The organism is bacterium, assembly GCA_021372515.1.
Classification (GTDB): Bacteria; Gemmatimonadota; Glassbacteria; order GWA2-58-10; family GWA2-58-10; genus JAJFUG01.
Genome location: JAJFUG010000029.1, coordinates 1 through 15,186 on the forward strand (window position 1 = coordinate 1; position 15,186 = coordinate 15,186).

Annotated in this window: 7 protein-coding genes; all 7 read left to right on the forward strand. The window is 62.9% G+C overall.

What is annotated here, in order from left to right; genetic code table 11:
• Window positions 1-1,538, forward strand: a 1,538-nt coding sequence (locus LLH00_02420; protein ID MCE5270118.1) for a heparinase II/III-family protein, incomplete at its 5' end; no start/stop codon positions are given.
• A 287-nt stretch (window positions 1,539-1,825) separates the two neighbouring features.
• Entirely contained in the window at window positions 1,826-4,927 is a 3,102-nt protein-coding gene (locus tag LLH00_02425) for a hypothetical protein (GenBank protein ID MCE5270119.1), read from the forward strand.
• Between the two features lie 14 nt (window positions 4,928-4,941).
• Window positions 4,942-6,405, forward strand: a complete 1,464-nt coding sequence (locus LLH00_02430) for a sigma-54 dependent transcriptional regulator (protein MCE5270120.1) — start codon at window positions 4,942-4,944, stop codon at window positions 6,403-6,405.
• A 278-nt stretch (window positions 6,406-6,683) separates the two neighbouring features.
• Complete coding sequence (locus LLH00_02435) at window positions 6,684-7,046, forward strand: response regulator (GenBank protein ID MCE5270121.1); 363 nt, start codon at window positions 6,684-6,686, stop codon at window positions 7,044-7,046.
• A gap of 154 nt (window positions 7,047-7,200) precedes the next feature.
• On the forward strand, window positions 7,201-10,377 hold the full coding sequence (locus tag LLH00_02440) for a TonB-dependent receptor (GenBank protein ID MCE5270122.1): 3,177 nt from the start codon (window positions 7,201-7,203) through the stop codon (window positions 10,375-10,377).
• 128 nt (window positions 10,378-10,505) lie between these two features.
• A complete protein-coding gene (locus tag LLH00_02445) occupies window positions 10,506-13,781 on the forward strand; it encodes a hypothetical protein (protein ID MCE5270123.1) in 3,276 nt (1,091 codons plus the stop codon).
• 71 nt (window positions 13,782-13,852) lie between these two features.
• Window positions 13,853-15,064, forward strand: coding sequence for a PorV/PorQ family protein (locus LLH00_02450; GenBank protein ID MCE5270124.1), 1,212 nt, complete (start codon window positions 13,853-13,855; stop codon window positions 15,062-15,064).
• Window positions 15,065-15,186: the final 122 nt, after the last annotated feature.

The window sequence follows — 15,186 nt, forward strand, 5'->3', positions numbered from 1 at the left end:
CCAAGGCCAAAGCCGTGGCGAACCTGGCCGCCGGGGCGGACAGCCTGATCCATGACCTCGGCTCCGGGGCGCACATTTTCCACACGCGCATGTACGGCTGGGCCACCGGTGTGGGCCTGGCCGGGCTGGCCCTGCACGGCCACCATCCCCAGGCCGACCGCTACGCCGCGTTCGCCCGCGACTATTTCCGGGACAAGCTCTTCCCGGCGCGGCGCCTGCAGGACGGCTCGGTGCACAACGGGTTCGGCTACGGCCGCAAGTACACCGAGTGGCTGACCGGCCATTTCATCAGCGCCTGGACCTCCGCCACGGGCGAGGACCTGTGGAAGCAGATCGCGCAGGAAGGCGACTGGGCCCGCAAAGAGACCCTGTTCCTGATCTACGGCCGCTACCCCAACCGCTCCTACCTGCGTTTCGGCGACAGCTACAGCATCCTGTCCGACGCATACTCGTTCCGCGCCGCGGCCGAGCGCAGCCAGGCCTACGGTGATTCCATCGGCCAGGGATTCCTCAAGCTGATGTGGGAGCAGGACCAGGGCCGGGTGACCGAGGAACCCACGGCCTACACCTATTTTGTCTTCTACGACCCGGATGCACCCGCGGTCTCCCCGTCCAGCCTTCCCACCCGGCGGCTGTTCAGCCGGGACGGCACCGGGATGCTGGTCTGGAAAAGCGACTGGACCGACAACGGGACCACGGTGTTTTTCAAGTGCGGTGACTATTTCGATGACCACGGCCATTTCGACCAGGGGCACCTGGATGTCTACCGCCGCGCTCCGCTTCTGCTGGACAGCGGCAGCTACCTCACGTTCGACGGCCCGTTCCGCATGGAATACTGGCGCCTGAGCGTGGCCCATAACACCGTGCTGATCCTCGACCCGGCCGTGCCGGGCGACACCGGAGTCCAGCGGGCGTTCCACAGCCAGGGTGACTCCACCATGGCCATGTACATGGCGGACACGCTGGCCGAGACCGGCTCCATCCTGGACTATCAGGATCAGCCCGGCCTGGCCTATGTGGCCGGTGACATGACCGCCGCCTACCCGGTCGGACGCGCCGCCCGGGTCACCCGCGAACTGGCGTTCCTGGACGACCGCTGGCTGGTGGTCCTGGACCGCGTGCGCACGGCCCGCGCGGGCCTGGAGCCGCACGTGCTCTGGCACTGCGTGGCCGTGCCGGAGCTGGAGACGGCCAAAGGCACTTTCACCGTGCGGCGCGAGGGAGCACGGGTGCGGGTGAGCACGCTCCTGCCCAAAGATGCCCAGCAGAGCTGGGTGGAGGGCTTTGTCTCGGGTGGCAAGAAAATCGAGCCGGTGGGGCACCAGAAACCCCTGCCCGACATGGGCGCGGGCCGGGTGGAGGTGGCGCCGGCCGGGGCCGCCGGACAGGATTTCCTGTTCCTGCACGTGCTGGATATCGCCGATGACACCGACGCCCCGGTGGAGTGCTCGGTCACGCAGGACAAGGAAAAGATCGAAGTGCGCCTGGGCGGGCGCAGCCTGGCTTTCCGCGCGGATGCCTGCGGACTGCTGCGCTGATTCAACCCAAACCGGCCTGACCCTGAACAAAAGAGCGGACCTGCAAGCACAAGCAGGTCCGCTCTTTTTATGGCATGAGGGCCTTAGCCGATTATCCGGCTGAGCTGTCCCGGTTTCAACAACTCCGCCTTGACCCGTCAATGAAAACCCTCGCCATCGGGCGGATTTCTTGGTATGCTTGCACTGCAGGAAAATGAATCCGTCCAAACCGAGACAAGCCTATAATGCTGTAACCCGATAGAGTTACGCTGCCTGCCCCTGTTATCCCGAGTGAGTAGGAGGCCCGGTTGGCTGTTCTGCGTGACAGGCTGACACTTGTCGTTCTTGTTTCCGCACTGTGTTTTGCCGGTGAGGGGCAGGCAGATGATAAGATTCTGTCCAACTGGAGGTTTTTCACCTCCGCGGACGGCCTGACCGAATCCTGGTCCAGGTTCATCTCCATCGGGCCCAGCGGCAGGGTCTGGGTGGCCCACGGGGGAATTGACAGCCTGAGCTACCTGGACGGCTGGCCCAGCGCCGACGGCTTGCTCGTGCACAAAATCCCCTCGCCCGGACGGAACCTGGTGGTCAAGGAGAGCAACTCCGGCCAGTTGTGGTCGCTTTACTCCAACGGCATCCAGCTCTTCCAGAACGACCGCTGGATACAGTTCAGGATCGAGGAAATAAACAACCCCCTGTTTCAGGATGTCGCCCACAAGTTCATCCCGTTCCTGCCCGGCGGACAGAACAAGCTCTTCTATCTGATGCCCGACCGCCTGATGCTTTTCGACGCCGGGCTCAACCGGACCGACACCGTGCTGAGCACCTCCGACACCCGGCTCGGTGAATTCACGGACCTGACACAGTCCCACGACGGGAGCCTGTGGATTTCCGGTGACAACGGCCTGGTCAAGCTGGATATGGATCTTCAGAGCGGTGAAATTAAAAGTCTGAAAAACATTGCCGCCTGGGGCGGGCGCCGTCATTTCAGCTCGCCGACCGTGAGCGACAGCGGCCGGCTGTTTGTCGTCGCCACACGGGCCGGTGAGGACCGCCGGGAACTGCTGATCGAAGACAAGACCGGCTGGCACGCTCCGCCGGGACAGCCCGTGCCGGTGCTGCTGGGCTGGCCCGGACTGGAGGGCGGCTACTGGACGCTCAGCGAGGGCGACGGCCTGTGTCACGTACTCGAAAACGGCTATGCAATCAAGGAGCAGGAGGGAATACTGTCCGGAGAGATATTGGATGTCCAGGTCGAGCGCGACGGCATATTCTGGGTCGGGACCTCCTACGGCCTGGCCCGCTACAGCCCTCCTCTCTGGCGCACGCCCACGGAGCTGCTGCAAGAAAACGAGATTATCAATTCCATCTGCGAGGACAGAGAGGGCCGGGTCTGGGTCTGCACGAACACCCGGCTGCTGATATACGAAAACGGCCGCTGGCGGACCTACGAAATGCCCAAAGGCATCTACACCCAGGACAGCGGCGCGAAAGTGTTCTTCCCGCTGGCCGACGGCAGGATGGGAATCAATGTCTATTACTACAAGCACCTGCTCGTCTTTTCCCCGGAGCGCGAGAGGTTCGAGTTCATCCCCTACAGCGACCCTCAGGGCCCCACCTCGAACCGGAGCATACTGAAAGGCGCGCTGGGCCGGGACGGCAAGCTCTGGATCGTGACCTACGCGAAAAGCGACTCGATAGTGGAGCGGATCGAGCTGTACGACGGGAAAGAGTTCAAGCCGGTGGTCAGTTTCCCGGAAGATTATGTGATTCAATGCCTTCTTGAAGACCGTGAGGGGGGTCTCTGGATCGGCTCTCCCTCCCACGACCACGGCCTGGGGTTGCTCAAAGACGGTGAATTCAAGCAGTTCGGCCCCGGGGATGGCTACGAGGGCGGCGGCGTGTTCGATATCATCCAACTGGCCGACGGCAGGATCCTGGTAACGGGCCGGGACGCTCTCTACGCCTATGACGGGAAGCGCTGGGAGCCGGTCCGCAAGGGCCTCGATGTCACTTTCGCGGTGAAGGAGGTCCCGGGCGGCGACCTGTGGGTCGCCTCGGGGACCGGGGTTCACCGTCTGCATGACGGCTGCTGGATAACCTACACCTCGGAGGACGGCCTGCCCAACACCGCCGCCTCGGCCGTGCTCCCGGACAGCCGGGGCCGGGTCTGGGCCGGGACGATCCACGGGCTCAGCCTTTTCCATCCCGAGGCCGACCCCGACCCGCCCAAGACCCTCATCCTCCAGCGGGACAACCCGCGCCAGGTGCCGCCGAAAGGTGAGGCCAGGCTCCAGTTTGCCGGGGCCGACAAATGGAACCACACCCGGCCCAGCCGTCTGCTGTTCTCCTACCGTCTGGATGACGCGGAATGGTCGCCTTTCCGCACCGGCAATGTCGCCTGGTTCAACGACCTGCCGTACGGGGCGCACCGGTTCGAGGTCCGGGCGATGGATGTCAACCTGAACGCCGACCCCTACCCGACCGGCTTCGAGTTCACTGTCCTGCTGCCCTGGTACCGCGAGACCGCGTTCCAGGTCGTGGCAAGTATCGGCGGCACGGTGATAGTCCTTCTGCTCGGGTTCGCGGTCCACCGTCACCTGACCCTCGAACGCCTGGTCAAGGAACGCACCAAGGACCTTCACACCGAGTACCAGGCCCGGCTGGAGGCCGAGCAGAAACAGACCGAGGCCGTAAAAATGGCCGAGAAAGCCAGCCGTCTGGCCTCCATCGGAGTCATGGCCGCCGGGATCACCCACGAGATCAACCAGCCGCTCAACACCATGCGGATAATCTCGGAGGGCGCCCTGATGGATTACGAGCAGGACAATATCGTGAGCACCTCCGAGGAATACCTGGGAATGATCAGGAAGATTTTCACCCAGGTGCTCCGCATCAGCAAAATCATCGAGCACATGAAAGAGTTCTGGATCGCGCCGGCCAGGATCGAAAAGGAGCTGTGCAGCCTGAACGACGCGGTCGCGGGCGCCCTGTCCCTGATCGAAACGCAGATACGCTCCCACGGCATCGAGCTGCGCCTGGAACTCGGGCAGGACCTGCCGCCCGTGCAGGGCAACCGGATCCACCTGGAGCAGATCGTGATCAACCTGACGGTCAACGCGATCCATGCCCTGGATCAGGTGGAGCAGCCGGGCAAGGAAATCACTATCCTCACCACGGAGCGGGACGGGCGCGTGGTCCTGGAGGTTGCCGACAACGGCAAGGGATTTGCAGAGGGGGATGAGGACAGGATATTCGACGCGTTCTACTCGACCAAGGAACCCGGACAGGGCGCCGGCCTCGGTCTGGCCATTGTCCTCAAGTTCGTGGAAAGCTTCCACGGAACGATCCTGGCCCGCAACGAGCAGGGCGGCGGAGCCAAATTCAGACTGGATTTCCCTCCAGCTTAAGAAGGTGACAGGCGATGCGTATCCTGCTGGTAGAGGATGATTTGTCGGCGAGCGAGGCCCTGAAGGACTACATCGAGCGGCGGATGGGGCACCAGGTGGTCTGCTGCGGCGACGGCAGCGAGGGGCTGGGCCTGTTCGAGCGGGAGCCTTTCCCCATGGTCCTCAGCGATATCCGCATGCCCAGGATGGACGGCTTGACCCTGCTGAAACAAATCAAGGCGCTGCCCGCAGGCAGGCGGACCGACATGGTGCTGCTCACCGGCCACGGCGCCATGGACTCGGCGATCGAGGCGCTGCGCAGCGGGGCCTACGACTATCTCAACAAGCCGGTCAACATGAAAGAGCTCCGGGCAGTGATAGGCCGCATCGAGGAGCACCAGTGCCTGCTGAGCGAGAACGATGAGCTGACACACCACTTCGAGGACAAGCTGGCCGAGGCCACCCGGGAATCGCACTCCCAGCTCGATCTGCTGCGCAAGGCCTATTCGCAGGTTGTCGGCATCGGAAGGCTGTGCATCCACTCCCGGGCCATGCGCGAGGTGGTGGCGACCGCCGGGAAATTCCACCAGGACCGCAGCGTGCCGGTGTTGATCGAGGGCCGGACAGGCGTGGGCAAGGAAATAGTCGCCCGGCTCGTGCACTACGGCGGCGGCGGAGAGGTCACCTCCGCGTTCGTCCCGCTCAACTGCTCCTCCATCGCGCCCAGCCTGTTCGAAAGCGAACTGTTCGGCTACGCCGGGGGGGCTTTCTCCGGCGCCAGGCGCGAGGGCCGGATGGGCAAGTTCGAGCTGGCCCAGGGTGGCACGATCTTTCTGGACGAGATCGGCGACCTGCCCCTGGAGATGCAGCCCAAGCTGCTGCGGGTCATCCAGGAGCGCGATTTCTTCCGCGTGGGGGGCCTGAAAAAGATCAGCCTGGACGTGCGGATAATCTGCGCCACCAACCGGAACCTGGCCCAGTTGGTCCAGAGCGGTGAGTTCCGCGAGGACCTCTATTTCAGGCTGAGTATCGGCAAGATCACGATCCCGCCGCTCAAGGAGCGCAAGGAGGATATCGCCCCCCTGGCCGCGATGTTCCTGGAACAGTACGCCTCGCAGAAAAAAAGCCGCTTCCGGTCGTTCAGCGAGGAGGCGGTCGCCTCCCTGGAGAGCTACGACTGGCCCGGCAATGTCCGCGAGCTCCAGAGCACTGTCGAGCGCGCGGTGCTGCTGTTCGAGGGCGAGGAAATCCTGCCCGAGCACCTGCATTTCTCCTCGCTCAGCGCCCCTGCTGTCCCGCTGGAACCCGCCTCGACCTCCGGCGGCTGTCCGGATGCAGTGACTATCGACCTGTCCGGCCCCGGGCTCGACCTGCAGGAGGTGGAGGCCGCGGTGATCAACGCCGTGCTGGACAAGTTCGAGGGGAACAAGTCCAAGGCCGCCGCTTTCCTCGGCATCGCCCGGAACTCGCTGCGCAATAAGATGCGAAAAGGCTCCTGACGCACTCCTGTCCCTGCCTGTTCGACTGCCTCTACTGCTTCGCCTCCGCAGTGTCCCGGTGGTAAAAATCTTGGTGATAATTTTTTTATCACAGGTAAAACATTTATCACCCCCGGCACTTAACGTGCTTTCTTATATCTCTATATTTTCCAACCATCAACAACTTGACAACCGCCCGGCACCCCTTTTGCCCTTTCTCCTTCAGCGCTTAAGTAATCCGTATCAAGCTGAATTCTGATCCCAGAACCATCCCTCTTGATCCAGTCCGGCCCGTTCGAATGCACATACTCCTGATCGACGATGACAGAGAAAGCCTGGAAAACCTCGGCCTGCTGCTGGAGCGCAAGGGATTTTCCAGCCAGCGTTTCACCGATCCGCAGAAAGCCCTGGCCGCCGCGCGCTCCGGCGGGTTCGACCTGGTGATCACCGACTACGAGATGCCGCGTCTGGACGGGCTGGAAGTCCTGCGGCAGATACGCCAGATCAGCCCCGCCACTCCGGTGATCCTGATGTCGGCCTGCCCGGATGACAACCTGGACCGGGTGGCGCTCGAGGCCGGGTCGGGCTGCACGTTTTTCTCCAAGCCGCTGGACCTGAAACTGTTCATGAGAACTCTGGCACGCATCCGGGACGAGCTGTAGCATGCCGGAAAGCAGGGAAATCAAGGCTGACTAAAGGTCGGGCGCTTCAGACCGCAGCCGGCAACCACAGACAGAAGAAAGGAGGGATAAAGCCTATTGATCTTTCTTTTACGGTCGACAGTTCTCTCTATCCGATGCTGAATGGAGGCGTTAAATGCAGCAAACAAGAACGATACGGATGGCGGTGATGCTCGTTGCGTTCCTGCTGGTTTCATTCGCCGCGAGCCTGGTCGCACAGCTTTCCACCGGCAAGATCGAGGGCTATGTCCGGGATTCGGACACCGGCCTGCCCCTGGCCGGGGCGCAGGTGACGGTGAACGGCACCCGGCTCGGCAACGTCACCAACGCCGACGGTTACTATTTCATCCTGAACGTCCCGCCCGGCGACCGCTCCCTCACTGTCACCCACACCGGCTACCAGAAAACCACCATCGCCAGCAACATGATCCTGGCCGGCCAGACCACGACGATCAATTTCAAGATCAGCTCCACCGTGATCGAGCTCGAGGGGATCACCATCGAGGGCGAGATGGAAGTGCTGATGCCCCGCGACAACACGGTCTCCAAGCAGCGCATGACCTCCGAGCAGATCACCGAGATGCCCGCCACCAAGCTCGAGGACCTGATGGTGCTCGAAGCCGGCGTGCAGACAGGCGGCTCGGACGCCCTGAGCCGCGGCCTGCGTATCCGCGGCGGCCGTGTGGGCGAGGAGGCGATGGTCATCGACGGGGTGACCGTGCGCAACTACACCGCCAACCAGTTCCGCGATTTCCACGACATCGACCGTGAAAGCGGCGCCTGGGTCTGGCAGCAGGAGGTCGCCGGGCTGGGCGAGGATGCCACCCCGCTCGATTTCTCCACCGGTGCGGTCGAGGAAGTCGACATCATCACCGGCGGATTCCAGGCCGAGTTCGGAAACGCCCAGTCCGGCATCATCAACATTGTCACCCGCGAGGGCGGCGCCACACTGGACGGGCATGTGCGGTTCACCACCGACGAGCAGAACCCCCGCACCTCCGACTACGGCTACAACCAGCTCCAGGTGGGCATCGGCGGGCCGATCCCGATCGTGCCCAACCTCTATTTCTACGGCTCGGGCGAAATCCAGGGCATGGCCGACCGTCAGCCCACCCACGCCGATGAGGGTTTCCGCGCGGTCAACCAGGACTTTGTCAACCACCTGAACGCCGCCGTGATCAACGACCCCGACCTGAACCTCAAGTACACGCCGTTCACCCTGGAGGAGTTCCACCTGGCCCGCCAGTCCTACGGCCAGAGGACCGGGACCAACCAGTCGCTGTTCTCGCCCGCCAACCCGGTGCGCCAGCCGCTCAACTGGCTCGACCGGACGCTCGCCTCGGGCAAGATCACCTATTCCCCGGTCACCAACCTGAAACTGATCTCCAGCCTCAATTTCTCCCGCATCCAGAACTCCTATCCGCAGAAAGACAACGGCAACTATTTCTACGACGGGGTGGTGACGCGGGACCAGTTGCCCTACGCCCCCTGGCAGGAGCGCTGGGGCAACGTGGACCAGATCGTGATCGCCCAGAGCTACGCCCGCCGCACCCGCACCTCCAACCTGCTGGCCGGTTTCGACTGGGATTTCCTGAAACGGGCCTCGGGCAGCGCCTCGCTGCAGTTCCGCTACAACAACATGCGCAACCAGGACATCAACAGCGCCACGCCCAAGGTCAACTGGGAGCGCGATACGTTCATGAGCTGGGCCCTGCACGATGTACAGTTCGAGAACGAGGTCTACCCCAACCGCGAGTGGCCGTTCGAGGCCGCCGACAAGCGCCGGTATTTCCCGGACGGCGAGACCGGCTGGCACCGGACCTGGGCCGTCCAGACGCCTTTCTACCAGGATGACCGCAGTTGGCTCTATTTCCTGACCTACCGCTATCTGCGCGAGCAGCAGGACAATTTCAAGGGCGACCTGGACATCCAGCTCAACCGCCAGAACCGGGCCAAGCTCGGGATGCAGTACACCAAGTTCACCAACCGGATGTTCGACATCCACGCCATGCACCCCACCCGCGACATCCAGAACGAGTTCGCCTACTCGCCCGACATGCTGGCGCTCTATGTCCAGAACCGGACCGACCTGGGCGATTTCGTCCTCGACTACGGCCTGCGCTACGACGCGTTCCGGCCCAAGACCAACTGGGGCATCCGCAACGGCGACCAGTGGGGGCAGGACTATTCTCCCAAGACGATCAGCGAGTTCTCGCCCCGCTTCGATGTCGCTTTCCCGGTGACCGACAAGGCCCAGATGCGCTTCGCCTACGGCGTGTTCACCCAGTTGCCCAGCCTGTCGTTCATTTTCAACGGTGAAAACCCCGGCGACCTCGGCTACTCGCGCTCGGACGCGTTCGAGGCCGGGGTGAGCTACCTGGCCTCCAATGACATCGTGCTCGACCTGGTGGCCTACTACCGCGACGTGACCGGCAACGTGGCGGAGAAGGAATTCTTCCGCGACTACTGGCAGTACCACAGCGAGCGCCGCATCCGCGCCTACGAGACCGGCTACACCAACCGGGACAACGGCAACATCAAGGGCGTCGACCTGAGCCTGAAGAAGCGTTTCTCCAACAATTTCGCGCTCAACCTCTACTACACGCTCCAGTTCTCCCGGACCACCGGCAGCCAGTACGGCTCCACCTACAACTGGGCCAACTATCTCGATCCCTCCACCGGCGAGACTTTCACCCCGCCGGATGAGCTGCGCCCGATCAACGGCGACCAGACCCATAAGATTTCGGCCAATTTCAATTACGTGTTCCCCGAGGATTTCCGCGGCGGGAGCACCCTGGGCCTGATCCTGAAAGACGTGCGGGTCAACCCGGTGTTCACCCTCACCAGCGGGGAGCCGCTCTACAGCATGGGCGGACAGTCGATCGACTACACCTGGATGACGGAGCTGGACGGCAAGCCGATCGGCGGGCTGAACTTCTTCCGCGGCAAGTGGAACACCAATCTCGACCTGCGCCTGAGCAAGATGTTCCGTCTGGCGGGCAGGAAAAACCTGAGCTTCTCCTGCGAAATCTTCAACGTCCTCGACCGCAAGGTCAATTACCAGTATCCCAGGGACTACTCCTACGAGGATTACGCCGATCAGACCGGCGGGCTGGTGCTGGATTGGAATGATCCCAACCTGTCTGACCTCAACCGCTCCCGGTTCCAGGCGGATTTCAACCAAGACGGTATCCTGACCTTGGACGAAGCCGCCAAGGGCGCCATGGCCTATGACATGATGTTCGCGACCATGAACAAGAACCGCTGGGGCCTGGCCCGCCAGATCAGGCTTGGCGCCAGCTTCGACTTCTGAGCGTGCTGTCGCAGGGGGGGCGGAGGCCCGCCCGGGCCCGGCCGGACCCGTTTGTCCGGCACAGGCGCACCCGGCACCGTATCTGAACGCTCCGAGGCTTTTCAATACGGATTTATCAGGAGAACAACGTGAACAAAAACATGAGACTGATCAGTCATCTGGTCCTGGCGGCGCTGCTCGCAGCTCTGGCCGGCCCCGCGTCCGCGGAATGGAAACAGATGAAGCGAGCGGAAGGCAACAACCTGGGGCTGGTTATCAGCGTAAACTCGGAAAATCCGCTCTACGCCGGGTTGTATTCGGTCACCAACCACACCTGGCAGATACCCAAAGGCTCGGGCAACATGTTCGGCGGCGGCGGCCTGAGCTACAGCCCCAACGGGGTGGTTGATCTGGACGGCGACGGCGCCTGCGAGGATACGATGGTCGCCTGGGACCGCGGCTGCAGTTGCAAGGGCGGCGTCGGCAGCCTCGAGGCCAGGGACCTGGTAATCTCCCTGGCCGGCAGCGGCGAGATCATGCGGGACGCGGTCAACCGGATCGAGAACAACCGTGTCTGGAGCTCGCTCGACGCCGATGACATGGCCGACTGGCCCGCTGAGTTCCGCCAGGGCCGTGTCGGCACCGGCGAGCCCATCACCTACGGCGCCGAGACGATCGTCGGGCGGTACACCGACGCGTTCCAGATCCAGTACGGAGTGCCGCTGGGCGCCTCGCTCGAGTACTCGTTCTATTTCCTGAATTTCGCCGAAAGCAACAACATGATGTACGGCAAGTGCTTCGTGCGCAACATGAGCGAGTTCATCCAGTACAACTCCAACCCCAACATCTCCGACAAGGTGAAGACCTACGCTCCCAACGGCTTCACCTGGAACGAGATGACCATGACCTGGTCCGACTACGAAATGGCCTCGCCTCCGGGCGAGGACCAGGACGACGGCGGCTGGATCTACCATCCGGCCCTGGAGGCGGTGGGGATCGTGGACCAGGACGGGCTGGAGAGCAGTTTCACCCCCCAGGAAACCCCGATCTTCGTGCACAAAGTCCTGCGCCAGATGTCCCACAACGGCGAGACCATGACTTTCCGGAGCTTCTGCCCCAAGCTCTACACCCAGTACGGCGTGCGCCACGGGGTGGACGTGCTGGAGAGCGGCCGGACGTTCCACGACGCCTATGTCTGGCAGCTCGGCCAGGAAGCCTGGCCCGCCGATAAGATCAACCCCTGGACCGGACGGCAGACAATCGCCGGCATCCCGGGCGTGATCGAGCCCACGGACGCGGCCTACAACACCTGGCTGTTCGGGCACGCCTACAACCTCTACAACTCGTACGCCGTGCTGCACGACATCGCCCCCCGCGACACGCTCAGCCTGGACTTTGTCTATGCTTTCGTGCCGGTGGAGCCGGGCAAGAGCTATGTCATGCCGAAGCTGATCGTTGAAAACATCGGCGACCCCGGCATGCAGCAGTACCTGGCCCCCTGCGAGGATTACCTCCACGTGGCCGAGGTCGTGCACGGCGGCAACTACGTGCTTCCCGAGACCCCGACCCCGCCGCAGCTCACCATCGTCCCCGGCGACCGTCAGGTCACGATCACCTGGAGCGATGTCAACATCGACCAGACGGATGCCTACTACTACTTCCTGCAGTCCCATCCCGAGCTGGACCCCGAGGGGGTCTACCGCGAGAAGGATTTCGAGGGCTTCCGCCTGTACCGCAACTTCGCCGGCCCGACCGAAACCCACGCCGAGCTGATCGACACCTGCAGTATCTCGCTGAACAACCTCCATTTCTTCTACGTGGACCGGATGGTCGATGACCTCGAAAAAGAGCGCATAACCAACGGGATGAAGGTCTGGTACGCCCTGGTCCCCTACGACAGGAACTACGATCCGGCCACCGGCGCCGAGATGAGCCTGCCCGGTCCCGGCAGCGGCAAGGCCTGGAACCGGCCCGGCAGCGGCCTGTATTCCGTGATCCCGCGCAGCAACGCCAGCAATTTTAAAGAGATGAGAATGGGAAAGGTCACTTTCAATTCCCACTCCCCGGCCGAGATTTTCCCGGGGACCTCCGCAGTCCTGACCGGAGACGGTGAGGGCCACCTGACACAGGCGCCGGTCTACATGGAGCCGGCAATGACTGACCTGAAACTGGTGCCCGTGCTGAGTGAGACGATCACCCAGGATATGACGCTGAACCTCAAGGTTGCCTCGGTCGGCTGGCAGCGCATATCCTGCGGCGAGTTCGCGGGCAGCACGGCCATGCTCAGCGTGGTCGAGAACGGCCAGGAGGGCTCTCCGGTGGGACCGCTGGCCAGTGTCAACAACGCGGAGATGTCACTGACCGCGAGCGGCCCGATGACGGCGGACGGCTGGAAATACGCCCTGGAGATGACTTTCGGGCACCTCGATTTCGCCGATGGACCGAATAACATGTTCTACGACATCAATCTGGGCTCCTACGAAGGCGGCTCAGTCGATATCCTGCCGGGCGGCTGCGGAGAACGTGCTGTCGGCGGGTTCCCGGCCCTGGGCAATTTCATCGACAACGGCCGTTTCCGTATCACCTGGAAGGATGCCGGCAACGGACAGCTCACGCTGGATGTCTTCGACGAGACACACGGCGTGGCGGTGCCCTATGTCGAACACCCGGATGACGAGAACGGCCGCGGCTGGGGCTTCTGGACCGAGGACAACTTCGGCGGCACGATCGAGCCGGGCAGCGGCAACGGAATGCTTATCGACGAATGGATGGAAGATATTCCGCGTTCCGAGCGCAGCGCAAAGCAGTCGCAGACAATCCCCGCCGACAACCTGTCGAATTTCGCCATCTTTCTCGACGGGCTGCCCTGGGCCGCCCTCGATCTGGAGTCGATGCCCGCTCCGGGCACGGTCTGGGTGTTCGATGTCGCCTACGGCGAGTGGAACTACGAGGGGACCGAGTTCACCCAGTACCCCGACCTGCCCACCCTCGGCGATTCCTGGAGCATCGAGGTCAAGGGCGCCTCGCTCAAACCCGAGGACGCCGATCTGACGAAGATCAAGGTCGTGCCCAACCCGTACCTGGCCAGCTCCTATCTCGACCTGTCGCCCAGCAGCCGACGGATCGAGTTCATCAACCTGCCGGACCGCTGCAGTATTTCGATCTACACGCTGTCCGGCAACCTGGTCAACGTGCTCAACCATATCGGCGCGGACCGGAACGGCTGGGGCAGATATCAGGACTGGGATCGCCTGGACGCGCAGAGTCAACCGCGTCAGTACACCGGCTACGACAACCACAGCGGCACCGAAGCCTGGAACCTGAGGAACCGTTTCGGCCAGACCGTGGCCAGCGGCCTCTATTTCTTCCACGTGACCGACTCCCGCGGGAAGTCGTTTACCGGGAAATTCTACGTGGTCAACTGACGCGAACCTGCGGCGCGGATTGCCTTTCTGAATCGGGCGCTTATTCCAGGTGAAATAACGGAGGTAGAACAATGTTAAGAAAATCTTCGCTGAATCTCATCCTGACAGCCTGCCTGGCGCTGTCGCTCCTGCCGGCGTCCGGCCGGGCGCAGGGCGTGTCGCGTCAGGAGTACAGCGGGCTGGATAAATACCCCACCCAGAACATCCCCGACCACTCCTCGTTCGTGGGGGTGCGGGCCGCGGAGTTCCTCGCCATCCCGGTCGGCTCCCGCGGCATCGCCATGGGCGGCGCCCTGACCGCCGTGACCGACGACATCAGCTCGATCTGGTGGAACCCGGCCGGCCTGGGCTTTCTGGGCAAACGTGAGGTCATGCTGTCCGTGATCGACTACACCCTGGACCTGACCTACAGTTGCGCGGCGTTCGCCGCCCCGATTGCCGACGGTCGGATCGTGGTGGGCGGGTTCGTCGGCTACCTGAACGTCCCGGAAATGGAGATCACCACGGTCTCCAACCCCGAGGGCACGGGTAACTTTTTCAGCGCCTATGATTTCCAGCTGGGCGGCTCGTTCGCCTACAACCTGTCGGACCGCTTCACCGCCGGGCTGAATGTCAAGTACATCCACCAGGACGTGTTCAGCAACATCGGCGGGGACGCGTTCGCCATCGACGCCGGTGCGATCTACCACACCGAGTTCATGGAGCGCGAGGTGAAATTCGCCTTCTCCATCCAGAACCTGGGCACCAACATCACCATGGACGGGCCCAACCTTCTGCGCGAGGTCGGCGCCGAGGACCGCGGCGGCGTGGTGCCGGACGGTTACGGGGACTACACCTCCGACCCCTACTCGGTCGCGCGCCGCGGCACCCGTCAGATGTACTACCGGACCCACACCTACCGCCTGCCCACCGCGGTCAAGATCGCCCTGGGCTACAACCTCTACAGCTCGGAGCATGTCAACTGGCTCGCGGCCGGCGAGATCTGGCGCAACAGCAACATCCCGCTCAGCTACAGCACCGGCACGGAGCTGAATTACCTGTTCTCCAGCGCCACCTCCGCCGCGCTGCGCATGGGCTGGCAGGTCCAGACGGACGAGTTCGACGAGGGCAAGGATCAGTACGGCTACGATTACTACCTCGATGACACTGCCTGGCGCGGGTTCAGTTTCGGCGGCGGGGTCAAGCGCGATTTCTCCGGCCGGGCGATCGATATCAGCTACGCCTACCGGAACATGGGACGGCTGAGTTCGAACCATTACTTCACCGTGAAGTGCGGGTTCTGAGCCTGAGCAAGGCTGTTTAGCCGACAGTGTGTCTTGAAAAAAGTCGGTTATCCTTCCCCGCTACGGTCCGGACCGCGGGCCCGGTTGGCGCGGTCCGGGCCGGGAAAGGATAACCGGCTGCC